Source organism: Bacillus piscicola (assembly GCF_022458745.1).
In the GTDB taxonomy this organism is placed as follows: Bacteria; Bacillota; Bacilli; order Bacillales; family Marinococcaceae; genus Alteribacillus_A; species Alteribacillus_A piscicola.
Map to the genome: position 1 here is coordinate 502,618 of NZ_JAJJJF010000001.1, position 23,075 is coordinate 525,692.

Below are 23,075 nucleotides of genomic sequence, written 5' to 3' on the forward strand. Positions count from 1 at the left end.
AACAAAGTGTTGAAAGTATTGTTCTCATAACCATTTAGAGAAAAACATGACGCATACTTTGTAAGTGTAGTGTTTGAAGGAATCTTTTAAACACGTTATAATTTATGAAAGGCTTTAAAGCAAAGGAGGTACAATTCATGATTACCGTCAAGGAAGCGGCAGTAACGCAAGTGAAGAAAATGATGGAAGAAGAGGAAGAGAACGTAATGTTACGAGTTGGTGTGAAAGGCGGCGGATGTTCAGGATTGTCGTATAGTTTAGGCTTTGATTCTGAGGCAGCCGAGGACGATAAGGTCCAGGAAGAGAATGGGTTGAAAATTTTAATTGATAAGGAAAGCGCACCTCTGCTTGAAGGTGTCGTGATCGACTATAAACAGAACATGATGGGGGGCGGGTTCACGATTGATAACCCGAATGCCCTTGTATCCTGTGGATGTGGTTCATCGTTTAAAACGGCCACTAATGCCGGTACCCCGGAAGATTGTTAACCAAATGAAAGACTCCTTTTGCCGGCCGCAAAGGGAGTCTTTTTCGTTATTAAAACATATGGGAACTGTGTCCCGGCTGAAGACGGGCTTTCGGGTCCATATAGGCTTTGGCATTGTTTACTGCCGTAGGCGCTTCCCCAAAACCTGTCGCAATTAACTTCACCTTTCCTTCATAGGTGGCAACATCACCGGCGGCGTAAATTCCTTCTATGTTTGTTTCCATTTTTGAATTGACTTTTATCATGTTTTTGTCAAATTCGAGTCCCCATTCTTTAATTGGGCCGAGAGAGGAAATGAATCCATAATTAACAATGAGGCTGTCTACGTCTACTTCACGTGTTTCATCGCCCTTGACTTCCTCAATCACGACTTTCTCAATTGTCTCCCCGTCTCCGATCAACTCTTTTACTTGAAAAGGAGTCACGATTTCAACATCGGACTTTTCAAGTTGTTCGACACTATGCTCATGCGCACGGAATGTATCACGGCGATGAACAAGCAAAACGTCCGCAATCGGGTCCAGCATATTGGCCCAGTCGACAGCCGAATCGCCACCACCGCATATTATAACACGCTGATTTTTAAACTGCTGAAGATCATTGACGAAGTAATGAAGGTTGTTGTTTTCATATGGCTCTGTACCTTCTATTTTTAAACGGCGTGGCTGAAATGCCCCCACTCCTGCTGTAATAATAATAGTTCGTGAGTAGTGGATATCTTTACCAGTGTGTAGTTCGAAGATGCCGTCGTCTGTTTTTACTACATTTTCAACCGATTGTTCGAGCACAACCTCCGTTTCAAACATGTTCATTTGTTCGACAAGATTATCGATTAACTCTTGTGCTCTGATTTTGGGAAAACCGGCAACATCATAAATGTATTTCTCCGGATATAACGCTGATAGCTGTCCGCCAAGCTGAGGCATGCTTTCGATAATTTTCACTTTCGCTTGTCGCATCCCACCATAAAAGGCAGTAAATAATCCAGTCGGACCACCGCCGAGGATTGTAATATCATATATATCTTGTTCAGGGACCAAAACGTCCACCTCCATATTGGTGTCATCATACACATACCTCCTATTATAAACATATGACTTTTGTTTTTAAAAGTAAGAGAATTACTGTCGATTTTTTTGTAATTGTCAGAACAACATTCTACCTATTTTACAAAAAGGATTGCCAAAAGAAGACATTTGTTTTAAAGTGAAGATGGAGAAATCATCTTGTCAACAAACCAATATATACAAGTTAGTTACCAATACATACTAAGTGACAACTGAATATGTTTATAGGAAAAGGTGGAGACAGCTGATGAACTGTTTCCTTAAAAGGGAAGTCCGGTGAAATTCCGGCACGGTCCCGCCACTGTAACTGGGTTGTTTACCTGCTGAGCCACTCCCGAGTCATCCGGGGGGAAGGATGGTAAACGTGAAACCAGGAGTCAGGAGACCTGCCTTTTTCAATAACACCGTTAGAACCTACGGGTAATGGGGAGGTGTTAAAGAGTGCGGCAGGGCTGTCTGTTTCTTTTTTACTAGGAATAGTTTGCGTTCCAAGCATCTTTAACATTCCACAATGTTAGAGATGCTTTTTTTGCGTCATCATATTTTAATAGAAAGGGTGTTACCTATGATGAAAGGTAAAATCTTTGTAGTCGGTTTCGGACCGGGAGATGAAGCACATATGACACATCGTGCGAAGGAAGCGCTAATTGAATCGGACAGCGTAATAGGCTATAAAACGTACATGGACCTGGTCAGCCATTTAATTGAGGGGAAAGAAATTGTGCGTACCGGGATGACGGAAGAGGTAACAAGAGCCCAAGAAGCGGTTAGACAAGCTGAAAATGGCAGTAAAGTATCCGTCATTTCCAGTGGAGACGCCGGCTTGTATGGAATGGCAGGGCTCGTTTACGAAGTGCTGATAGAAAAAGGTTGGAAGGAAGAAGAAGGAATTGGAGTAGAGATTATTCCAGGTGTTTCTGCCATTAACTCCTGTGCCTCTTTATTAGGCGCTCCTGTGATGCATGATGCTTGTACGATCAGTCTCAGTGATCATTTAACCCCTTGGGAATTAATTGAAAAACGAGTAGAGGCAGCGGCGCAGGCTGATTTTGTTATCGCCTTGTACAACCCTAAAAGCGGCAGAAGAACGAAGCAAATTGAAGAAACGCAACGCATTTTATTGAAATACCGCGATCCTAAAACACCAGTAGGTCTCGTCAAAAGTGCTTTTCGAGAACGTCAGCATATCGTAATGACAGATCTCGAGAATATGCTTGAGTTTGAAATTGGCATGTTAACCACTGTCATTATTGGCAATAACTCCACTTTTTATTATGACGGGAAAATGATTACTCCGCGCGGGTATCAACGAAAGTATACGCTCGGGGAAGAAGAACAAAAGCTAAAGCCGGCACAGCGTCTGAAGCCGGAAGCGGAACCATGGGCCATGCATGGCGGAAAAAGGGAGAAATTAGTAAAAAAAAAACCACTGATAAAGAATAAACAGCTCGCCGCAACAGACTTAGCAAAAGAAGCATTATCTTATATAGACGGCACAACGCTGACGGCTGACGCACGTGAGGAGGCCGCACCAGTATTTAAACAAACGTCTGTCTTCGAATTCGCTGTTTCGCCAGGTGTTTGGCAAAAATCGATCAATGCTTCTCAGCTGGCCCTGCTTGCAGACATCGTCGGTGAAAAAGGGGAAGTGTACTACACGACGAGTCATTATTTGCGGGTTTCTCTAGAGACGGAAGAACCGCAGGAAATTACGCGACGATTGGAAGAAGAGGGATGGACCGTGTCTCCTGTAGGAAATGTGATCCATGTAAAGGCTTGTGATTTTTGTGACGGGGAAAAAAAGAGCAGCATCCCATACGCAGAAGAAATAAAAGAAAGACTAGGCGGTTTAAAAGTACCGAAAGTTTTAAGAATCGGGTTCAATGGCTGTGGGATGGCCTGTTACGGTGCGGTAGCAGACGATATTGGAATTGTCTATCGTCGGGGAGCCTTTGACTTATTTTTAGGCGCAAAAGCGATGGGACGCAACGCACATACGGGTCAGCCTGTTACCGAAGGCCTCCCGCCGGAAAGATTAGTTGATTTAATTGTGAACATCATCGATGAATACCGCGAGAAAGGTATGCCGAATGAGCGCTTTTATAAATTTTTCAAGCGCGTTCAACGCGTACAAAACTTTCAATACCAGGAAATGTTTACACCTGTGGAAGTTAACAATCCATGTGAATAGGAGGGGAAGAAATGAAAGCTGTATTGTTTATCGGGCATGGGAGCCCGAAAGAAGAGGGGAACACTGAGATCTCTAATTTTGTAAATGAGTTAAAGAAAGAGATGAATGAATCTATCATCGAAACGTGCTTTTTGGAGTTTGCCAATCCGACGATAGCCGAAGGAGTTCATACCTGTGTTCAAAAAGGTGCGACACATGTGGCTCTCGTACCAATTATGTTTCTTCCGGCAGGACATTCAAAGATTCATATACCGCATGCCATTGACGAAGCTAAAGAGAAATATCCTGACGTTTCATTCACGTATGGACGTCCGATCGGGATTCATCAAGAAATGGTGAACCTTTTACAGGAGAAGCTCGAACAGGAGGCTGGACTGTCAGCTGATCAACAAGAGAAAGATACGGCGATCTTGATCGTTGGACGAGGCAGCAGCGACGCAGATACGAACAGTGAAGTGTACAAGCTGTCGCGGCTTCTTTCGGAAGCGCTCGATCATACACTGGTCGAGGTCTGTTTTATCGGGGTAACGAAGCCGGATGTGGAAAGTGGTGTAGACCGCTGCCTCCGTCTTGGTATGAAAAACGTCATTTTACTACCGTACTTTTTCTTTTCCGGTATTTTAATGGACAGGACAGAAGCGAAAGTTGCGGAGTTTCAAAAAGAATATCCCGAACGGAAATTTTCCAGCACATCACCGATCGGGTTTCATCCGCGGTTGAAAACCATTTTAAAGGAAAGAGCAGCGGAAGCATTGGAAGGGGAAGCCTCTTTAAATTGCGACATGTGCCAGTACAGGTTATTTGCTGTCGAGAATATGGACGGCATCCACCATCATCACCACGAGCACGACCATGATCATGGTCATCATCATAGTCATTCATCGTAACTAGTTTCGGAAGGAGACACCCAACATGATATTTATGTTAGCAGGTACAAGTGATGCAAAAGAATTAGCTGAAGAAATGAAAAAGAACGGGCATAATGTGCTTGCTTCCGTTGTCACGGACGAAGCGGCTAACAAACTGGAAGAAGCCGGGGTTCCCACAAGGGTAGGTCGTTTATCGGCTGCTGATATGGCCGGTATACTGAGAGAAACCAATGCCAGGGCATTTGTTGATGCTTCTCACCCGTTTGCAGAGGAAGCTTCCCGGCAGGCGATTCAGGCAGCACAGGAAGTCACCATTCCGTATATCCGCTATGAACGCAGTTCGATTACTTCCTATGATGATAAGGTAACCAAAGTAAAAACATATGAGGATGCAGCCCGTCTTGCAGGAGAAAAAGGGAACAGTATTTTTCTCACGACAGGAAGCAAAACGTTAGCCACTTTTACTCGTGTTTTGCAGCCGCTCGAGAACGTGAGGATGGTTTGCAGAATGTTGCCCCGAATCGAGAATATGGAAAAGTGTAAAGAGCTTGGCGTAGCGCAGGAAGATATTGTTGCGATGCAAGGTCCATTCTCGAAGGAGCTTAATACAGCCCTGTATCGTCAATTTAAAACGGATGTCGTCGTAACAAAGGAAAGTGGAAAGCAAGGATCGTTTGATGAAAAAGTTACGGCTGCACTTGAGTTAGGGTTAGAAGTGATTTTAATTAAACGACCCGATATTGCGTATGGAATGGTCACAGACAGCCCCGAAGAAATACTCCGCCAGTTGCAGCCTTTACTAAAGGAGGAAAAATAATGGACTTTTCAACTGAATTTAAACCTTTAACGGTACAACCAATGGAAATTGAAGGAAAGAGTTTTGAAATGATTACAGAAGAAATCGGCGAACACCCATTTACAGCGGAACAATATCCGGTAGTACAGCGGATTATTCACGCTTCTGCTGATTTCGATCTCGGAAGAAGCGTCCAGTTCCACCCGGATGCCGTGCGCGCCGGTGTGGCAGCAATCCGTGCCGGTAAAAATGTAATTGCCGATGTACAAATGATTCAATCTGGTATAAGCAAGCCAAAATTAAAAACTTTCGGCGGAGATGTGAATGTATACATATCGGATCCTGATGTGATGGAAGAAGCGAAGCGTTTAAATACGACCCGGGCCATCATCTCTATGCGTAAAGCAGTAAAAGAGGCTGATGGGGCAATTTTCGCTATCGGTAACGCTCCCACCGCGTTATTGGAGCTTATTCGTCTTGTTAAAAACGGAGAGGCAAAACCGGGACTCGTCGTCGGAATGCCGGTTGGATTTGTTTCCGCCCAAGAATCCAAAGAAGAGCTGGCTAAATTGGACATACCTTTTATTACGAATTTGGGGAGAAAAGGAGGAAGCCCGGTAACCGTTGCTGCTGTAAATGCATTGATTCGAATTGCGGAAGAGCAGGAGAAACACGATGAAGAAACCTCCTAAGGACCTGAAAGGATTACGTCACGGCTACACAACCGGTTCCAATGCAACAGCAGCCGCTAAAGCAGCGCTGCTAAGTCTCGCTTATCAGGAGAAAGTGATGGAAGTAGAGATCATTCTTCCGAATAAGGACCTCGTAACGTTTTATATGAAACACGTCGAAGTGCACCATGATTTTGCGAAAGCCAGCATCATTAAAGATGCCGGAGACGATCCCGATGCAACCCATCTTGCTGAAATAGTCGCGGAAGTGAGGTGGAGTGACGAGATTATTATTGATGGCGGCAAAGGGGTCGGACGCGCAACGAAATCGGGAATGCCAATCGCGGTTGGCGAGGCCGCCATTAACCCGGTCCCGCGGAAAATGTTACGGGAGGTAGCAGAAGAAGTATTACATGAAACGAGACACACGGGGGCTGAAATTATTATTTCGGTACCTAAAGGGGAAGAGATTGCCAAAAAAACAATGAATGCCCGGCTTGGGATCATCGGTGGCATCTCTATATTAGGCACGCGCGGTACCGTCGTACCATTTTCAACGGCAGCTTACCGGGCCAGTATCGCGCAAGGTGTGAGTGTTGCTGCTGAGAATGGCGTCGACCATCTTGTGCTTTCAACCGGCGGGAGAAGTGAAAAATTCGCCATCTCTATCTTTCCTGAACTAGATGAAGGAGCATTTGTTGAGATGGGTGATTTTGTCGGCTTTAGCTTGAAACAGTGTAAAAGTAAAAAAAGGAAGCGAGTTTCACTAGTGGGGATGATTGGGAAGTTTTCCAAAGTAGCTCAGGGAATTATGATGGTTCACTCTCGAAGTGCCCCTGTTGACTTTCGTTTTTTACGGGAGTTGGCTGCGAAAGCTGGTGCGGATCAGGCACTTCAGGAAAAAGTCGAAACTGCTAATACAGCTACCGAAGCTGGCAACATCATGAGAGAAGCAGGGCATGATGCTTTTTTCGCCTTGCTTTGTGAGCGTGCGGCTAAGAATTGCTATGACCATGCTGGAGGCGGCATTGAAGTAGAAGTCATTTTAATTACGTTAAAAAAAGAGCTACTCAGCCGGGTTGTTTATTGTGGTCCAGGGAGCGAAAAAGAGGGAGGACAGTCATGACGATAAAGGTAATTGGCATAGGCGAAGATGGAACGGATACCTTATTGCCGCAATACATGGAATGGATTCAGCAATCTGAACGCTTAGCTGGGGGGCATCGGCAGCTTGCTTTCTTTCCTGAATATGCAGGAGAGAAAGTTATTCTCGAAGGTGGTTTGAAAAATAAAATAGCAGAATGGAAATCCGATACAAAACAAACGGTTGTCCTGGCCTCAGGCGACCCCTTATTTTACGGCATCGGCTCCTATCTCGCAAAGAAGCTCCCGAATGTAGAAATTTACCCTTCCTTAAGCTCTATTCAGCTGGCGTTCGCTGCAATCCAAGAAAGCTGGAACGATGCTGTCTACATTAGTGTTCACGGTCGTTCTATGAAAGGTCTTGCACAAAAGGTACATGGGAAAAAGAAGGTTTGTCTTCTCACCGATCAGACGAATAATCCAGCTAAGATCGCTCAGTATTTGCAAAAGTATGGAATGAATGAATATGACATATGCGTTGCGGAGCATCTCGGCGGTGAGAAAGAAAAGGTGAAGTGGTACACATTAGAAGAGGCTTCCCGCTATGAAGCAGCACCGCTTAATGTTGTGATTTTGAAAGCGAAAAAACTAGCACAACGGCGTTCTATTGGGTTTCCTGATGATATTTTCCGGCAACGCAAACCAGATAAAGGGCTAATTACGAAAAAAGAGGTACGTGTGTTAAGTCTGGCAGCTTTAAATTTGCAAACGGACAGTATCGTTTGGGATATCGGTACGTGTACTGGTTCCGTTGCTATTGAAGCCGCGCACTTAGCTGTAGATGGTGCCGTATATGCGATCGAGAAAAATGAAGCCGACTTGGATTCTGCTAAGGAAAACGCGAAAACATTACGAGCAGACATTCACCTTTACCATGGCAAGGCTCCTGAACACTTAGAAGAGTGGCCGGATCCAGACGCTGTCTTTATCGGCGGCACTGGTGGGAATTTGCAAAAACTATTGGAAACGATTACCGAACGGCTGCAGAGCGAAGGCCGCATTGTCTTAAATGCAGCGACAATTGAGACCTTGCATGAGGCGATGGAAGTGTTTAAACGCCAAAACTTTGCCGTAGATGTGACGATGGCTCATCTTGCTCGCAGTAAACCAATTTTACATATGACTCGCTTTGAAGGTTTGAATCCTGTTTACATCATAACAGCAACACATAAGGAGAGAGAGTAAATGGCCGATCATGGAAAAATTATTGGAGTTGGGGTTGGGCCTGGCGATCCGGAGCTCCTCACAATTAAAGCATACCGGGCGTTAAAAGAAGCGGATGTCGTGGCTTATCCGAAGAAACGGCGTGGTGCCAACAGCTATGCATACAAAATTATTGAGCCTTATGCCGATGTGATGAAAGAAAGCTTAGGACTTGTATTTCCGATGACAAAAGAGATAGATGTACTAGAAAAAGAATGGAACAGAATCGCGGACGAACTTTATGAACATGTGGAAGAAGGAAAAGACGTGGCTTTCGTCACGGAAGGCGACCCTATGCTGTACAGCACGTTTATCCATTTGTGGAGAACGATGAATAAAAAGTTTCCTGAAGTAGAAATAACGTCTATTCCGGGGATCTCTTCGGTTACTGCGGTAGCCTCTCGGTTAATGATCCCGCTTGCGGACGGAGATGATTGGACGGCAATTATCCCGGCAACGGAAGATCGTGAGAAGATGAAAGAGGCGTTGTTGCAGCATGATGGGGTGATCTTTATTAAAGTGGCGAAAGTGCTCCCGATGATGATTGAACTTCTCGAAGAATTAGGTCTTGCTCAGTCAGCGGCAGTTGCCACAAAAGTGACTTCGGAAGACGAATGGGTGTGGCGGAACATGGATGAGCTAAAAACGGCCGAACTCGAGTACTTGACCTTGATGATGGTACGCAAAGAAAAGAAGGAGGCGTTAGTATGACGGAAGCGCTCGTTCATATTATTGGAGCGGGACCTGGCGATCCGGAACTCATCACCGTAAAAGGCAAGCGGCTCATTGAGGAAGCTGATCTTATCCTTTACACCGACTCGCTCGTCAATCCAGAACTCTTTGTCAACGTAAAACCGAATGCTGTCGTGCAAAAAAGTGCCGGTATGCACTTGGACGAAATCGTTGCCATGATGGCAGAAGCAGTTTCAAAAGGAAAGAAAGTCGCGCGTGTCCATACGGGAGACCCCTCGGTATTTGGGGCGATATTGGAACAAATGAAAAAATTAAAAGCAGAGGGAATTGAAGCGGAAATTATACCCGGTGTGAGCTCAGCCTTTGCTGCTGCTGCTAGTGCCGGTATCGAATTGACCGTACCTGAACTAACGCAAACAGTGATTTTAACAAGAGCGGAAGGTCGGACACCGGTGCCTGAAAAAGAAAAGTTGATTGATCTTGCTGCTCATCAGTGTAGTATTGCTCTGTTTTTAAGTGCCACCCTTATTAAAAAGGTTGTTCGTGAATTTCTCGAAGCAGGTTGGACAGAAAACGATGCGGTAGTTGTCGTCTATAAAGCAAGCTGGCCTGATGAGAAAGTTGTAAGGACTACGTTAGGGAACCTGCAAGATGATATGCGGAAAAACAAAATAACAAAACAAGCAATGGTCATTATCAGTAGAGCAGCCGACGAAGAGTTGATCGCGAACAATACTTTCGAATCTAAATTGTACGATAAAACCTTCACACACGGTTACCGAAAAGGAGAACCGGCCCATGAATAAAATAGCGGCTGTTGGAATCACAAAACATGGTTCAGCGTTAGCGCGTCGCTTAGGGAACGCTTTACCGGGGGTAGATCCATTTTATCCCGTAAAGTTCTCACGCGGCGATGAAGAGGAAAAAGGGGTCACGATGTTTGAAGGATCCGTGCGCAAACAAGTGCCTGTTTTGTTTGAACAGTACGATGGCATTATCATGATTGTCTCCATCGGAGCTGTGGTTCGTTTAATTAGTCCGCATATTAAAGACAAAAAAACAGATCCGGCAGTTGTTGTTATCGATGACAAAGGAGAATTCGTTATTAGTGTTCTCTCTGGACATTTGGGGGGTGCCAATGCGTTGACGCACCAAGTGGCCGAGCTGTTGCAAGCAACACCGGTTATAACGACTGCCTCTGAGGCACAACAGACCATTCCTGTGGATATATTAGGACGCTCCTTTGGCTGGACACTGGAAGATTATGATCATGTTATCCCGGCAAGTGCAGCTGTTGTTAATGAAGAACCACTCGTTATTGTACAACAATCGGGAGAGAAAGATTGGTGGACTTACGATAGGCCGTTACCATCTCATATGACGGTAACATCTTCTCTTGAAGAGGCTGCGGACATGGGGGTAAACACTGCACTAGTGATCACTCATCGAACGTTATCCATAGAAGAAAAAGAGAAATTACCGGAAACACAAATCATTTACAGGCCCAAAGTCATTCATCTCGGTATTGGCTGCAACCGTGGTACGGAAGCAGAAGAAATTGAAGCGGTGATTAGCGAGACATTGGCTAAATTGAAGCTAAGCCGGTTGTCTGTGAAACAAGTATCGACTATTGATTTGAAAAAGGACGAAGAAGGCCTGTTGCAAGTTTGTGAAGACAACAATTGGCCTTTTCATTATTATCCCCCTGAGGAACTAAACAAAGCACCGCTCCGCAACCCTTCAGACGTCGTGTACAAATATACGGGGGCGTATGGGGTAAGCGAACCAGCGGCTATATTGTCATCCGGGAATGAAAATCTGCTTTTGGAAAAAGAGAAGTCTGGCAATGTCACGATTTCTGTCGCCATCCAAGAGCAATTCGAGTGAAGGAGGCGAACCACTTGAACCCAAGAATAGTAATTGCCGGCACAGGAAGCGGCACAGGAAAGACGACCATCTCGATTGGCCTGATGGCAGCATTAAAAAAACAAGGCATGACGGTACAAGGTTTTAAATGCGGCCCGGACTATATTGATCCAAGCTATCATACTGCTGTTACCGGAAGAGCTTCCCGTAACTTGGACAGTTGGATGCTGCCAGAAGATACATTTTTTGAAGTGTTTCACCGCGGCAGTCAAGGAGCTGACATTTCCATCATTGAAGGAGTGATGGGAATGTATGACGGCAAGAGTCCGGAATCGGATAAGGGAAGTACGGCTGAGATTGCAAAAATGCTCGCGGCTCCTATTATTCTAGTTGTGAATATCAGTGCAATGGCAAGGAGTGCTGCTGCCATTGTGAAAGGGTTCCAAACATTGTCGCCTGACGTTCAGATTGGCGGTGTGATCGTCAATCAAGCTGGCAGTGAAGGTCATTATCAGCTTTGTAAACAGGCAATTGAAAAAGAATGCGGTGTTCCAGTTGTTGGGTACTTAAAAAAAGGGGATGTCCCCTCTATACCTGCACGTCATCTCGGCTTAATACCAGCCATCGAACGAGGGGAAATGGATAGTTTTTTTGATGAACTAGGGGACGCAGTGACAGCTGGAATTAACTTGGAAAAGATCCAAGAGATTGCGAATCAAACGGTGGAATTGCCTGAAGTTACATACGTGAGACAAAAAAGCGTAAAATCTGTACGTATTGCAGTCGCTTATGATACAGCTTTTAATTTTTATTATCCAGAAAATCTTGAACTGTTAGAAGAACAAGGCGCGGCATTACTTTATTTCAGCCCGTTAAAGGGAGAATTACTGCCAGAAGGGAGTGACGCGCTGTATATCGGTGGCGGGTTTCCAGAAGAGTTTGCGGAAGAGTTAGCGAAGCGAGAACGTGTGAAAGACTCTATAAAGAGCGCGATAACTGACGGCATGCCGGTTTATGCGGAGTGCGGTGGATTTATGTACCTAACGGAAGCACTCGTTACAACGGATGGTAAAAGGCATCCGATGCTCGGAGTGATACCGGCAGCTGTGGAAATGAAAAAGCGGTTAGCGGCATTAGGATATCGGGAAGTCACAGCGCTTCAAGACACCGTTATTTTACGGAAAGGCGAATCCGCTAAAGGTCATGAATTTCACTACTCTGTATCTACGGCAACTAAGCCATATGAAAATGCTTATGAAGTAAAAGCCCGGCGTAAGTCAGGGCCTGAAGGATATGTTGCTCCCAATGTTACAGCGTCTTATGCCCACATTCATTTTGCCTCTAACCCGGTAATACCCGCCCGTTTTGTGTCTAAGGCGAGGGAATGGAGAGCTGCTCAGGAGGAAAAGGTATGAAAAAAGGATTTGTCTATTTGACAGGGGCAGGGCCGGGAGATCCAAAGCTCTTGACGATACGTGCCCTTGAATCTTTGCAGGAAGCCGATGTCGTAGTTTACGACAGACTGATTAATAAAGAGATACTTCAGGAGTGCAAAGAAGATGCTGAATTCGTGTTTTGCGGCAAGTTTCCTAAAAACCATACACTGCGCCAAGAACAGATTAATGAATTACTGTATGAAAAAGCACGAGAGGGGAAGGTCGTTACCCGGTTGAAAGGCGGTGATCCTTTTGTATACGGGCGCGGCGGAGAAGAGGCTGTCTATTTAAAGGAAAGAAGCATTCCATTTGAAGTAATACCTGGAGTGACTGCTGGCATAGCAGCCCCGGCATACGCAGGTATTCCCGTTACTCACCGAGACTTTGGCGGGACATTTGCTATTGTAACCGGTCATCTTCCTCACAAAAAGAATAAAGAGCAATGGGAGGCGCTTGCAAAAGGTATCGACACCCTTGTCTTTTATATGGGCATGAGCCAAGTTGAAGCAATTGCTGACATGCTAGTGACCGCAGGAAGACCAAAAGAAACCCCTGCTGCTGCTGTTGAATGGGGAACGACTACCCACCAGCGAACTGTCACGGCACCGCTTCATTTACTCCACAAGGAGATCGAACAAGCGGGTATTGCTAATCCGGCTATTATTATCATTGGCGATGTGGTCGGGCTGCGGGACAAAGTAAGCTGGTTTTCCGAACAAGCAGATCAACTGATAAAAAAAGCAGAACCAACAGGCAATGAAGCATAATCGTGCATTTTATCGGTCGAGCCTGTTTTTCCTATTAGCTATTTGTATCGGAGCTGCAGCGATTGCATCATTAATGTTAGGATCTGCTTCCATCCCCGCCCGTGACGTTGTTTCCTTATTTTGGCGGGTAGCTAACGGGCTGAGCAGCACGGAAATGTCAGTAACAGATCATATTATTTGGAATTTACGACTGCCGCGGACGATTCTCGCGCTTACAGTTGGGGCAGGACTGGCCATTGTGGGAGTGGCCATTCAGGCACTGGTGAAAAATCCTCTTGCCGACCCCTATATTCTAGGGATTTCGTCCGGTGCATCAGTCGGGGCAACGCTCGTCATTTTAGCCGGAGCGTTTTCGTTTCTAGGTGTATATGCCGTATCGGGCGCAGCATTTATAGGAGCCCTTTTGACCGTTATTCTTGTGTATATGCTAGCACAAGAGCGGTTTCGCATTTCAGTGACGAGGCTGCTGCTCTCCGGGGTAGCAGTGTCGATGATTTTTAGTGCCGTAACAAGTTTTTTAGTCATGACTAATCCGCGGGCAGAAGGAATTCAAACGGCCCTCTATTGGATGATGGGAAGTCTTGCCGGTGCCAAACTGGAACAACTCTGGATTCCAGTCTTATCTGTTATCCTTGGTTATTTGTTTCTCCATCATTCTTTTCGTTCCATGAACGTGCTGATCACTGATGATACTACAGCGCGTTCGCTCGGCTTAAAGACAGGGACTTTTCGAATGCTGTTAATCGTAGTTACCGCCCTTATCACAGGTGTGTTAGTGGCAGTGAGCGGGGCGATTGGTTTTGTTGGGTTAATGATTCCACACATGGCAAGAATCATTGTCGGGCCTGACCATAAAATTTTGCTGCCAATAAGTGCGATGCTAGGAGCCGTTTTTATGGTAATCGCAGACATTACGGCCAGGCTTGTCATTGCTCCGGAAGAACTACCGGTAGGCATTGTGACCGCTATTTGTGGCGGGCCGTTCTTTATATGGCTTCTACGGAGAAGCCATTATACAGTCTAGGAGGATACAGGAATGAGAAAAGTAGCATTTTTATTAATGTTTGTTTTGTTGCTGGCAGCTTGCCAGGCGGAAGAAACGGTGCAAGAAGGCAGTCAAGCAGCTGCTGAAGAACAGACGGTAGAAAATGAACCAATAAAAATAACAAATGGCGAAGAGGAAATAATTATCGAAGAGAGTCCGCAACGTGCCATCACAATGAACCAGCACGTCACAGAAGTGATGCTTGCACTAGGGCTTCAGGATCAGATGGTGGGTACTGCCTATCTGGATGACAGCATCCATCCGGATTATAAAGAGGCCTATGAGAGTGTGCCGGTACTTGCGGATGCCTACCCTTCTAAGGAAACAGTGCTGGAGGCAAATCCTGACTTTATTTACGCTGGATGGCCCAGTGCCTTCCAGAACGAAGCGGCTGGAAGCAGGGAGGAATTAAAAGAGTTCGGTATTACTACATATTTACATGAATCTTCCAATATGGTTCACCCAGAGTTGGATAACGTTTTCCAGGATATCCGCAATATCGGCACTATTTTTAAAGAGGAAGAAGCTGCAGAAAGTTTAATTACAGATATGTCTGAGCGCATTGAAGCAGCTAAAAGAAAGGTGCCAGAACAAGAGGAGCCGAAGAAGGTATTTGTTTATGACAGCGGGGAAGACGCCCCGACTACCGCTACGCAAAACTTCTTGAATACGTTAATTGAGGAAGCAGGAGCGGATAATATCTTCGGGGATATCGAAAAAGGATGGGCCAGCGTTAATTGGGAAGATACAGCGAAGGCGAATCCAGATGAAATCATTATTATTGATTACGGAGACACGAGTGTAGAAGATAAAATCGCATTTCTCGAGGAACACCCGGTCATGCAAAAGGTAAAAGCAGTGAAGGAGGCCGAATATACGGTCATCCCGCTTTCAGAAGCCGCGGAAGGGATACGCGCACCGGAGGCATTTGAGAAAATTGTCAATGGTATTTACGGAGATAAGTAACAACACTGGTGATGATAGCAAATAACGCAAGTTCTAAGTGCTCTTCTTCTGAATGTACGGCTGAAAATGAATACGTAGCTATTTAGGTGTCTAGTTGTATAGACTTAATTGGGAACTTGGTGAAAATCCAAGACTGCCCCCGCAACTGTAAATGTGGACGAAATGACAATACCACTGCATGACGGGCGCTCTAGAAGATAGAGTAGTCGTTATGCGGGAAGGGTCAAAGTAGGGTGATACATGAGTCAGGAGACCAGCCTGAATTTCTAATTTTATATCTCCGGGGAGGTGGGATGTACTACAATTCAAAATGGCTAAGTATTGCCGTCATTTTTGAGCTGTCATTAAAAAGCCCTCTCTACGTGGTAGGGCTTTTTCTTTTTTAAGAAATATGATGTTCCCACAAAAGGAGGGATTAAATGAGTAATCTAGCTGCTGAGAACAAATCGGAAGAAAAAGTGATAAAGCTAGATGTAGAAAGAGACGGACATGGTGACCATACTCGAAGGCATGCTGATCGATTTAAAATATTGCTATTTGTTCTTCCGTTCCTCCTTCTTATCTCCATGACACTGTCAGTCATGTTGGGGCCGGTATCGATACCCGCTTTAACCGTCTGGAAAATTGCTTTATCACATTTCCCATTACTAGAGAACTTGACTACAAAAGATTGGTCAACGGCTCAGAGCAATATCGTTTGGGAAATCCGATTTCCGCGTGTTTTGCTCGGTGCTACAGTGGGGGCAGGATTGGCTTTGGTCGGGGCAGGAATTCAGGCGCTTGTAAGAAACTCCTTAGCCGATCCTTATATTTTGGGGGTTTCCTCAGGTGCATCTGTAGGCGCTACACTAGTTATTTTATTTGGTGCTTTTAGTTTATTCGGGGAGTATGCTTTATCGCTGGCTGCTTTTCTCGGTGCTCTTTTATCTGTCATTCTTGTGTTTTTGCTATCACAAGTAGGAGGACGTATTTCTACAATACGGCTTTTACTGGCAGGGATCGCCATATCGATGATTTTAAGTGCAGCTACGAACTTTATTGTGATATCGGCACCGGAAGGAGAAGGAATTCGAAATGCGATGTTTTGGATGATGGGCAGTTTAGTAGGTGCAAATTGGAATAGTTTACCTATGGCGGTTATCGCCGTTACCATCACATTTATTTATTTAGTTTCTCAATCTCGTGCCTTGAATCTTCTCATGATGGGGGAAGAAACCGCTGCCACTTTAGGATTAAACATTGATTTATTTCGAAAGATTTTAATTGTTATTACAGCATTACTCACAGGAGTCCTCGTTGCGGTTAGTGGAGCTATAGGTTTTGTCGGGTTAATGATACCGCATATTGTCCGCTTGCTTATAGGCTCTGATCATAAAAAGGTTCTTCCGATCAGTCTGTTAATGGGGGCTATTTTTATGATATGGGCTGATGTAGGAGCGAGGCTTGTCGTTGCTCCGGAAGAACTGCCTATCGGAATCGTAACTGCCTTATGCGGCGGCCCATTTTTTATTTGGCTCTTAAGAAAAAGTTCTTATTCATTTGGAGGGAATTCTTGATGCAGATTAACGTTGAAGGTGTATCGTCTAGTATTCAGGAAAAGAGAATTATTTCTGATATTTATTTGCAGGCGAAATCCGGCCGGTTTGTAGGGATAGTTGGTCCTAACGGGAGTGGTAAGTCCACTTTATTAAAAAGTATTTACCGTTTTCACAAACCTGATTGTGGGGTAATTACGCTTGAAGATAACGATATTTATAAACTTTCAGCTAAAACGACCTCTCAAAAAATGGCTGTTGTAAGTCAAGAGACAAATAATTTATTTGATTTTTCTGTTCGAGAAATCGTGCTTATGGGGCGTGCTCCTCATAAAAAAATGTGGGCAACGGATACTGTGGATGATGAACGTATTACGGTAGAGGCGCTTCAAAAGGTAGGGTTAATAGACTATGGTGAGCGTAGCATCACTACGTTGTCAGGTGGAGAAAAACAAAGAGTGATGGTAGCACGAGCATTGGCACAGCAGGCAGAGGTTCTTATACTTGACGAACCGACCAATCATCTGGACATTCATCATCAGCTTCAGTTGATGGACCTGGTTAAGACATTAAACATCACGGTCATTGCCGCCTTGCATGACTTAAACATTGCTTCTAGCTATTGTGATCAGATTTATGTAATGAACGAAGGTGAAATAGTGACATCTGGGACACCTGAAGAGGTACTAACAGAATCAACATTACAGGAAGTTTTTCGAGTCAATACTAATATTATCAAACATCCCATCACTGGAAAAATACATATCACTTTCCTGTCTGATGCGATGCAACCAAGTAATTTAGATGAAAGGGAACCCCTGAATGTTTAAAAAAGAGGATGATCATTTTGTGATTCTTATTAAAGGGGTGCATGGAGGGAAACCGTAAATGAAAAGAATGTATGGTTTTGCTTTCATTTTGTTATTTATTTTAGGTATGGCGGTTCTAGCCGGCTGTGGCTCCTGTTCAGAGTCATACGTTGAAATAGTTTTATAGCAGGCTAAATGCCGATCATACGAAAATCGCTCATCTCTGTTCTGTTGGGTTACAGGTGAGCACCATTTATAAAAAGAGGGGATTACAGATGTTGAAAAAACGTTGGTTTTTATTTTTCATGATAGTGGGAGTATTATTAGTCGGTTGCAATACAGAAGGGGAGAAAGTGGAGGAGGAGACAGCAACGGCAGAACCGGCTCAAGAAGCTGAACAACAGAAAGCGGAAGGCGAAACGGTAGCAGTAGAAAATTACGATCGTACCCTCCATTTTGACAGTATACCAGAACGGGTTGTTAGTACAAATGAACATACAACGGAAACGTTGTTGAAACTTGGACTAGAGGAGAAATTGGTGGGGGTAGTACAAAGAGAAGGACGAGAACTGTTGCCAGAATTTCAGGAGGAGTTTGACGAACTGAATATTTTAGGAAGTGATAACCCTTCATTAGAAGTTTTACTGGATGTATCGCCTGATTTTGTTTATGGACGTGAGAGCTCTTTTGCTGGTAAAGAGGGTATTGCTACTGTAGAGGAACTTAAAGATTTTGGCATTCAAACATACATTGATACAGATTCCTACCAAGAAGGAACAACGATGGAAGATGTTTACCAAGATATTATAAATTTAGGTCGGGTATTTGATGTAGAAGACAGGGCGAATGAAATTGTAAGTGAAATGAAAGACAAATCTTATTCCATTCAAAAGCAAGTCGGTGACGTACAATCACCACCTCGCGTTTTAGTCTTTGATCAAGGTGGAGACGAGGTGTTTACAGCAGGGAAAGGGTCATTACAATCGACTTTAATTACAATGGCTGGTGGTGAAAATATTTTTTCCGATATTGATAAAACTTGGGCTAGGGTAAGTTGGGAAGAGGTCGTGGCACGTGATCCAGAAATTATTGTGATAAATGATTACGGGAACACCACGGCTGAAGAGAAAATTAAAGAATTGAAAAAGAATCCTTCCATGAGTGATGTTGCCGCTGTAAAAAAAGAGCGATTTGTCATTATTGATTTAGACAGTATGTTTGCCGGCATACGTAATATCGATGCTCTTGAGACATTAGCCAAGGGTTTTTATCCAGAACAATTTGATTGAACATAAATGTTACTATGTAACGGTGGCGCTTGTAATCGGAACGATGCAGAAGAAGTAACTCTTGCCATGAGAAGAGAAATAAAAAAGAGAGGTCTAGAGGACGTCATTCATACAGCACGAACTCGTTGTAACGGATGCCGCCAAGATAACTGTGTATTGATCGTCTATCCGAAAGGCGACTGGTATAAAGACTTGAAACTAGAAAACGCTCCGAAGTTCATTGAATTCCTATGTGAAAACAAGTATTTAACGAACAGCACATACTTTCTGTGGTGAGGGGTTTAAAGCAACATTCAGTACACAAACAGGGTCTTTAAAACACCTAATGTGTGATGGGAAGAAGTGATAAACATGTATAACTTTCCTTTGTTTATGGATCTTAATAATAAAGAAACAGTAGTGATCGGGGGAGGAAAGATAGCCTCTCGAAAGGTACAAAAGCTTTTAGCAGCCGCGGCCGATGTGACGGTTGTGTCCCCCTCTCTTCATCCAGATCTTCTCGTATTATATAAGGAGAAACGAATCGCCTGGATCGAAGACTGCTGCCGTCCTGCTTATCTGCAGCCAGCATTTTTAATCGTATCGGCTTCAGGAGATGCTGAAGCGCAAGCGATAATTAAAAGGACTGCGCATGCCCATCAATTGGTAAATGGTGCTGATAATCCTGAAATTGGGAACGTTGCTTTTCCTGCTGAATTAATAGAAGAGGACTGTCATATCGCTATTTCCACAAATGGAAAAAATCCAGGACGGGCCAAGGCTCTAAAAAAACAATTAAAAATATGGCTTACCAAAAACAACTATAGCTAAGGTACTTACAGCTATAGTTGTTTTTGTAGAAAGAAGGAATTAATCCCGTGCAATAGTTATAAAAAAGGCTTGAAAACCATCCGAAAAAGAAATATCATAGTACATGTATGGATTGTGGCGATTTTTTGATTAAACAAAACTACATAAAACAATAATACATCTTCTTGTTTAATGTATTATGAACTGCGTCCCGGCAGAGTGGCGTTTTTTCTAAGTCTTCACACGTGAATAAAATCACAAACTTTTTGTTCTTGAAGTGGATGCATACTAGACACAATGGATGTCAACAAATATGAAGAAAATGGAAGTGATGACGTTGGCTATGAAACCAAATATCTTAATTTTAGGTGGCGGTTACGGAGGGATTGTTACTGCTACTAAACTGACGAAGGAGCTCGGGGTGAACGAGGTTAACATTACACTCGTAAGCAAACATGAATACCACTATCAAACGACTTGGCTGCATGAGCCAGCGGCTGGAACTTTAGACGTTGATCGGGCACGTATGCCAATCAACAGCCTCATTGATGAAAATAAAGTGAAATTTATTCAAGGAGAGGCGGAACAAGTCCATCCGGAAGAGAAAAAAGTATCCTTGGCAAATGGTGAACAATTAGAGTACGATTATTTAGTTGTCAGTGTAGGGGCGATACCGGAGACATTTGGAGTCGGCGGCGTTTTTGAGCATTCATTTAATAAATGGACGGTCAATGGTGCCCGGGAATTAAAAGAACATACAGAGTATATGTTTGCAAAGTACAATAACGACCCACGTGATGAATATGTGACATTTATCGTTGCGGGCGCTGGCTTTACAGGAATCGAGTATATTGGCGAGCTTAGTGAGCGTGTACCGGAGCTGTGTAAGAAATATGATGTACCACTTAATAAAGTGAAAATGTATGTCATTGAAGCAGCCCCTAGTGCGCTGCCTGGTTTTGATCCAGAGCTGGTAGAATATGCAATGAATTTGCTTGAAAACCGAGGTGTTGAATTTAAAATTAATACACCAATCAGTGAGGTTACTGCTGAAGGTGTTGTTTTAAAAGGCGGAGAAGAAATAAAATCAGAAACGGTTATTTGGGCAACTGGTGTTCGTGGAAACCCTATCATTGAAAAATCCGGGTTTGAAAACATGCGGGCCCGTGTAAAAGTAGATAAGGATCTACGTGCTCCAGGTCATGAAGACGTCTTTATTATCGGTGACTGCGCCTTGATTATTAATGAAGAAATTAATCGGCCGTACCCTCCTACGGCGCAAATTGCGATTCAACAGGGGGAAACAGTTGCTAAAAACCTGGCTGCCCTCATTAAAGGCGGACAGTTGCAAGAGTTTAAGCCAGATATCAAAGGGACTGTCGCTTCCCTGGGTGGGAAAGAAGCAATCGGTGTAGTGGGGGATAAGAAACTCTTTGGAAGTTCCGCCAGCTTCATGAAGAAAATGATTGATAATCGTTCCCTATGGATCCTTGGAGGTACAGGTCTCGTCCTTAAAAAAGGTAAAAATCCTTTTTAACACTTATTTGTCCCTGTAAGATAACATTCTCTTACAGGGTTTTATGGTTTTTCACAGGTTTGTCATACTCCTCTGATGTAATGATAGAAGAGGGTGTGAACAGATTGACGGTTTTTTGCTTGTTTTGTACACTTGATGTCATATGGAGGTGTAACGATCGTGACGAGTATAGGCAGTCTCCCCCAATTAGTTTTATCCATGCTGTTATTTTTATTATTGTTTTTTGGTATTGGTTTTCTTCTCAATATGATACTTAGATCCACTTGGGTTATGGCCATTGTTTACCCTCTCGTCGTTATTTTTATTATTGACGATGTAAGTATTTGGGATTATATTGGTTCGCCAGGTTCTTCGTTTCGTGCATTGGGAAACCATTTTGTGGCGTTACAGCTAGTGGATATCCTGATTTTGTCTAGTGGATTGGTAGGAGCGATTGCAGCAGGTATTGCTATCCGAATGCTGCGTGTTCGCGGTTATCAAATGTTTTAAACGCTTTCCGGCACAGACTTTTACCTGATTTCATTATGAAATCGCGGCTGTCTGCCGGAGAGCGTTTTTTGTTAGCGGCTCCTCTTAAAAAGAATAAATTTTCGTTTTTTGGGAATGATGTCTTGAAGAGAGGAGTTGTATACATTGACAGTGAAAAGAACTCTGTTACGCCGTGTGGCGATGACGATACTCGTGTGCGGCGCGTGTGTGACGACGGCATCTTATATGACAAACGTAAAAGCAGAAGAATTGCCTGCCTATTTTTACAATTATTTTCAAAAAGAACAGGGCATAGTAAAGGAACAGGGGCAGTTGCCCAAAAAGGAACATACGATTATTGAGAAAAGATTTGGCAATCATGAAGGGGCACCAGCATTTCAAGAGGATGCAGAATGGCTTTTTGAGGCGAACGGACCGACAGAAAAAGTAACGGCAACGGGATACACAGCTGGAATGGAATCCACTGGAAAAACAGAAGATCACCCTGCGTATGGAATCACATTTTCCGGTGTAGAAGTTAGACGGGATCATGTCTCCACAATCGCAGCTGACCCGGAAGTGTTTCCTATCGGCACTATTTTGTATATACCTGAATATGGCTATGGTGTGGTCGCAGATACAGGCTCTGCAATCAAAGGAAAGAAAATAGACTTGTATTATGAAACAGTGGAAGATGTTTTTAAGCAATGGGGAAAGCGAGACGTGGAAGTAAAAGTATTGAAAAAAGGCGATGGATCATTGGAAGAGGCTGAGGTAATGGCGTTAAATAGAGAGGGAGCTTTACCAGCGCTTCTTCCAACTTCCTCTTTCTAAATCGTATCTAGTTGAGAACGACAAAGTAGCCAATTAACGCGAGTGAAATACCAAGCAGTGCCCCAAAAAACACTTCTATGGGTTGGTGACCGAGGAGTTCTTTCAATTCCTCTCTTTTCTCGGTCTCTGCCTTTTGCTGCCAAGATTTTGCTTCTGTCACAAATTTATTGAAGTCGACGACAAGTTGATTGAGAACCGTTGCATGATAGCCCGCATGGCGCCGCACCCCGGTAGCGTCAAACATTACAATAACCCCAAAAATAGTACAAATAGCAAACAAGGCGGAGTCAAATCCGTGTTCAAGCCCAATTGCCGTTGAGACAGAGGTCACAGCCGCCGAGTGAGAACTAGGCATTCCTCCCGTACTAGTAACTAATGTGAGATCCCATTTTTTTGACGCCATATAAGCAAGAGGGATTTTTACTCCCTGCGCAAAAACTACGGAAAACAAGGCAATCCAAAGGGGAAAATTGTAAAACAACTCCATTGCCAGAACGTCCTTTCCTTATATAAAAAAAGTCATGTTTACATATCTATCGGTAAAACCAAATACACAAATTTAATTTGATTTTACGTTTATTTTTGGAAAATTTCAGCAAACAGTAGGATGATCT

The 23,075-nt window shown here is 43.9% G+C and carries 24 protein-coding genes and 2 riboswitches; of the genes, 22 read left to right on the plus strand and 2 right to left on the minus strand.

Annotated features, from left to right (window positions below):
• Window positions 1-137: 137 nt before the first annotated feature.
• Window positions 138-488 carry a HesB/IscA family protein gene (locus LOR49_RS02390; RefSeq protein WP_240374502.1) on the plus strand — a complete coding sequence of 117 codons (351 nt, stop codon included), beginning with the start codon at window positions 138-140 and terminating at the stop codon, window positions 486-488.
• A gap of 49 nt (window positions 489-537) precedes the next feature.
• Here LOR49_RS02390 and LOR49_RS02395 read toward each other — a convergent pair whose 3' ends face one another.
• Complete coding sequence (locus LOR49_RS02395; RefSeq protein WP_240374970.1) at window positions 538-1,542, minus strand: NAD(P)/FAD-dependent oxidoreductase; 1,005 nt, start codon at window positions 1,540-1,542, stop codon at window positions 538-540.
• A gap of 227 nt (window positions 1,543-1,769) precedes the next feature.
• Window positions 1,770-1,962: riboswitch (cobalamin riboswitch) on the plus strand.
• A gap of 160 nt (window positions 1,963-2,122) precedes the next feature.
• Between LOR49_RS02395 and cobJ the strand changes: the two genes are divergently transcribed.
• The 21 genes from cobJ to LOR49_RS02500 all read left to right on the plus strand — a co-directional run bounded on the left by cobJ (window position 2,123) and on the right by LOR49_RS02500 (window position 22,461).
• Window positions 2,123-3,745: a precorrin-3B C(17)-methyltransferase gene (gene cobJ / locus LOR49_RS02400; RefSeq protein ID WP_240374971.1), complete on the plus strand. Its 1,623-nt coding sequence runs from the start codon at window positions 2,123-2,125 to the stop codon at window positions 3,743-3,745.
• An 11-nt stretch (window positions 3,746-3,756) separates the two neighbouring features.
• Complete coding sequence (locus LOR49_RS02405) at window positions 3,757-4,632, plus strand: sirohydrochlorin chelatase (RefSeq protein WP_240374503.1); 876 nt, start codon at window positions 3,757-3,759, stop codon at window positions 4,630-4,632.
• A 25-nt stretch (window positions 4,633-4,657) separates the two neighbouring features.
• Entirely contained in the window at window positions 4,658-5,431 is a 774-nt protein-coding gene (cobK, locus tag LOR49_RS02410) for a precorrin-6A reductase (RefSeq protein WP_240374504.1), read from the plus strand.
• Window positions 5,431-6,102 (plus strand): precorrin-8X methylmutase, encoded by a 672-nt coding sequence (locus tag LOR49_RS02415; RefSeq protein ID WP_240374505.1) that lies wholly within the window; start codon window positions 5,431-5,433, stop codon window positions 6,100-6,102. The genes cobK and LOR49_RS02415 overlap by 1 nt, the downstream gene beginning before the upstream one ends.
• Window positions 6,086-7,207 carry a cobalt-precorrin-5B (C(1))-methyltransferase gene (locus LOR49_RS02420; protein WP_240374506.1) on the plus strand — a complete coding sequence of 374 codons (1,122 nt, stop codon included), beginning with the start codon at window positions 6,086-6,088 and terminating at the stop codon, window positions 7,205-7,207. Before LOR49_RS02415 ends, LOR49_RS02420 begins: the two co-directional genes overlap by 17 nt.
• Window positions 7,204-8,409: a precorrin-6y C5,15-methyltransferase (decarboxylating) subunit CbiE gene (cbiE, locus tag LOR49_RS02425; protein WP_240374507.1), complete on the plus strand. Its 1,206-nt coding sequence runs from the start codon at window positions 7,204-7,206 to the stop codon at window positions 8,407-8,409. Before LOR49_RS02420 ends, cbiE begins: the two co-directional genes overlap by 4 nt.
• Entirely contained in the window at window positions 8,410-9,138 is a 729-nt protein-coding gene (gene cobI / locus LOR49_RS02430; protein ID WP_240374508.1) for a precorrin-2 C(20)-methyltransferase, read from the plus strand.
• On the plus strand, window positions 9,135-9,926 hold the full coding sequence (gene cobM / locus LOR49_RS02435; protein WP_240374509.1) for a precorrin-4 C(11)-methyltransferase: 792 nt from the start codon (window positions 9,135-9,137) through the stop codon (window positions 9,924-9,926). The genes cobI and cobM overlap by 4 nt, the downstream gene beginning before the upstream one ends.
• Window positions 9,919-11,007: a cobalt-precorrin 5A hydrolase gene (locus tag LOR49_RS02440; protein ID WP_240374510.1), complete on the plus strand. Its 1,089-nt coding sequence runs from the start codon at window positions 9,919-9,921 to the stop codon at window positions 11,005-11,007. The genes cobM and LOR49_RS02440 overlap by 8 nt, the downstream gene beginning before the upstream one ends.
• A 14-nt stretch (window positions 11,008-11,021) precedes the next feature.
• On the plus strand, window positions 11,022-12,401 hold the full coding sequence (locus LOR49_RS02445) for a cobyrinic acid a,c-diamide synthase CobB (protein ID WP_240374511.1): 1,380 nt from the start codon (window positions 11,022-11,024) through the stop codon (window positions 12,399-12,401).
• Complete coding sequence (gene cobA, locus LOR49_RS02450) at window positions 12,398-13,189, plus strand: uroporphyrinogen-III C-methyltransferase (RefSeq protein ID WP_240374512.1); 792 nt, start codon at window positions 12,398-12,400, stop codon at window positions 13,187-13,189. The genes LOR49_RS02445 and cobA overlap by 4 nt, the downstream gene beginning before the upstream one ends.
• Window positions 13,179-14,213: a FecCD family ABC transporter permease gene (locus LOR49_RS02455; protein WP_240374513.1), complete on the plus strand. Its 1,035-nt coding sequence runs from the start codon at window positions 13,179-13,181 to the stop codon at window positions 14,211-14,213. The genes cobA and LOR49_RS02455 overlap by 11 nt, the downstream gene beginning before the upstream one ends.
• A gap of 12 nt (window positions 14,214-14,225) precedes the next feature.
• Entirely contained in the window at window positions 14,226-15,200 is a 975-nt protein-coding gene (locus LOR49_RS02460; protein WP_240374514.1) for an ABC transporter substrate-binding protein, read from the plus strand.
• Window positions 15,201-15,267: 67 nt separating this feature from the next.
• Window positions 15,268-15,476, plus strand: a riboswitch (cobalamin riboswitch).
• A 143-nt stretch (window positions 15,477-15,619) separates the two neighbouring features.
• Window positions 15,620-16,756 carry a FecCD family ABC transporter permease gene (locus LOR49_RS02465; RefSeq protein ID WP_275899458.1) on the plus strand — a complete coding sequence of 379 codons (1,137 nt, stop codon included), beginning with the start codon at window positions 15,620-15,622 and terminating at the stop codon, window positions 16,754-16,756.
• Window positions 16,756-17,565 (plus strand): ABC transporter ATP-binding protein, encoded by an 810-nt coding sequence (locus tag LOR49_RS02470; RefSeq protein ID WP_240374515.1) that lies wholly within the window; start codon window positions 16,756-16,758, stop codon window positions 17,563-17,565. The genes LOR49_RS02465 and LOR49_RS02470 overlap by 1 nt, the downstream gene beginning before the upstream one ends.
• 254 nt (window positions 17,566-17,819) lie before the next feature.
• On the plus strand, window positions 17,820-18,833 hold the full coding sequence (locus LOR49_RS02475) for an ABC transporter substrate-binding protein (protein ID WP_240374516.1): 1,014 nt from the start codon (window positions 17,820-17,822) through the stop codon (window positions 18,831-18,833).
• A gap of 66 nt (window positions 18,834-18,899) precedes the next feature.
• Window positions 18,900-19,109 carry a hypothetical protein gene (locus LOR49_RS02480; protein ID WP_240374517.1) on the plus strand — a complete coding sequence of 70 codons (210 nt, stop codon included), beginning with the start codon at window positions 18,900-18,902 and terminating at the stop codon, window positions 19,107-19,109.
• A gap of 75 nt (window positions 19,110-19,184) precedes the next feature.
• The gene (locus LOR49_RS02485; protein WP_240374518.1) at window positions 19,185-19,643 is read left to right on the plus strand and encodes a precorrin-2 dehydrogenase/sirohydrochlorin ferrochelatase family protein; all 459 of its coding nucleotides are present in this window, start codon (window positions 19,185-19,187) and stop codon (window positions 19,641-19,643) included.
• A 301-nt stretch (window positions 19,644-19,944) separates the two neighbouring features.
• Window positions 19,945-21,159, plus strand: coding sequence for an NAD(P)/FAD-dependent oxidoreductase (locus LOR49_RS02490; RefSeq protein WP_240374973.1), 1,215 nt, complete (start codon window positions 19,945-19,947; stop codon window positions 21,157-21,159).
• Window positions 21,160-21,357: 198 nt separating this feature from the next.
• A complete protein-coding gene (locus LOR49_RS02495; protein ID WP_240374974.1) occupies window positions 21,358-21,648 on the plus strand; it encodes a YuiB family protein in 291 nt (96 codons plus the stop codon).
• Between the two features lie 180 nt (window positions 21,649-21,828).
• On the plus strand, window positions 21,829-22,461 hold the full coding sequence (locus tag LOR49_RS02500) for a 3D domain-containing protein (protein WP_240374975.1): 633 nt from the start codon (window positions 21,829-21,831) through the stop codon (window positions 22,459-22,461).
• Window positions 22,462-22,468: 7 nt separating this feature from the next.
• Here LOR49_RS02500 and LOR49_RS02505 read toward each other — a convergent pair whose 3' ends face one another.
• Window positions 22,469-22,948 (minus strand): divergent PAP2 family protein, encoded by a 480-nt coding sequence (locus LOR49_RS02505; RefSeq protein ID WP_240374519.1) that lies wholly within the window; start codon window positions 22,946-22,948, stop codon window positions 22,469-22,471.
• Window positions 22,949-23,075 lie beyond the last annotated feature (127 nt).

Bases quoted from the DNA above. Each gene is read 5' to 3' on its own strand.
- LOR49_RS02390 (WP_240374502.1), top strand. From the start codon at position 138: ATGATTACCGTCAAGGAAGCGGCAGTAACGCAAGTGAAGAAAATGATG.
- LOR49_RS02395 (WP_240374970.1), bottom strand. From the start codon at position 1,542: ATGGAGGTGGACGTTTTGGTCCCTGAACAAGATATATATGATATTACA.
- cobJ (WP_240374971.1), top strand. From the start codon at position 2,123: ATGAAAGGTAAAATCTTTGTAGTCGGTTTCGGACCGGGAGATGAAGCA.
- LOR49_RS02405 (WP_240374503.1), top strand. From the start codon at position 3,757: ATGAAAGCTGTATTGTTTATCGGGCATGGGAGCCCGAAAGAAGAGGGG.
- cobK (WP_240374504.1), top strand. From the start codon at position 4,658: ATGATATTTATGTTAGCAGGTACAAGTGATGCAAAAGAATTAGCTGAA.
- LOR49_RS02415 (WP_240374505.1), top strand. From the start codon at position 5,431: ATGGACTTTTCAACTGAATTTAAACCTTTAACGGTACAACCAATGGAA.
- LOR49_RS02420 (WP_240374506.1), top strand. From the start codon at position 6,086: ATGAAGAAACCTCCTAAGGACCTGAAAGGATTACGTCACGGCTACACA.
- cbiE (WP_240374507.1), top strand. From the start codon at position 7,204: ATGACGATAAAGGTAATTGGCATAGGCGAAGATGGAACGGATACCTTA.
- cobI (WP_240374508.1), top strand. From the start codon at position 8,410: ATGGCCGATCATGGAAAAATTATTGGAGTTGGGGTTGGGCCTGGCGAT.
- cobM (WP_240374509.1), top strand. From the start codon at position 9,135: ATGACGGAAGCGCTCGTTCATATTATTGGAGCGGGACCTGGCGATCCG.
- LOR49_RS02440 (WP_240374510.1), top strand. From the start codon at position 9,919: ATGAATAAAATAGCGGCTGTTGGAATCACAAAACATGGTTCAGCGTTA.
- cobA (WP_240374512.1), top strand. From the start codon at position 12,398: ATGAAAAAAGGATTTGTCTATTTGACAGGGGCAGGGCCGGGAGATCCA.
- LOR49_RS02455 (WP_240374513.1), top strand. From the start codon at position 13,179: ATGAAGCATAATCGTGCATTTTATCGGTCGAGCCTGTTTTTCCTATTA.
- LOR49_RS02460 (WP_240374514.1), top strand. From the start codon at position 14,226: ATGAGAAAAGTAGCATTTTTATTAATGTTTGTTTTGTTGCTGGCAGCT.
- LOR49_RS02465 (WP_275899458.1), top strand. From the start codon at position 15,620: ATGAGTAATCTAGCTGCTGAGAACAAATCGGAAGAAAAAGTGATAAAG.
- LOR49_RS02470 (WP_240374515.1), top strand. From the start codon at position 16,756: ATGCAGATTAACGTTGAAGGTGTATCGTCTAGTATTCAGGAAAAGAGA.
- LOR49_RS02475 (WP_240374516.1), top strand. From the start codon at position 17,820: ATGTTGAAAAAACGTTGGTTTTTATTTTTCATGATAGTGGGAGTATTA.
- LOR49_RS02480 (WP_240374517.1), top strand. From the start codon at position 18,900: ATGAGAAGAGAAATAAAAAAGAGAGGTCTAGAGGACGTCATTCATACA.
- LOR49_RS02485 (WP_240374518.1), top strand. From the start codon at position 19,185: ATGTATAACTTTCCTTTGTTTATGGATCTTAATAATAAAGAAACAGTA.
- LOR49_RS02490 (WP_240374973.1), top strand. From the start codon at position 19,945: ATGGAAGTGATGACGTTGGCTATGAAACCAAATATCTTAATTTTAGGT.
- LOR49_RS02495 (WP_240374974.1), top strand. From the start codon at position 21,358: ATGCTGTTATTTTTATTATTGTTTTTTGGTATTGGTTTTCTTCTCAAT.
- LOR49_RS02500 (WP_240374975.1), top strand. From the start codon at position 21,829: ATGACGATACTCGTGTGCGGCGCGTGTGTGACGACGGCATCTTATATG.
- LOR49_RS02505 (WP_240374519.1), bottom strand. From the start codon at position 22,948: ATGGAGTTGTTTTACAATTTTCCCCTTTGGATTGCCTTGTTTTCCGTA.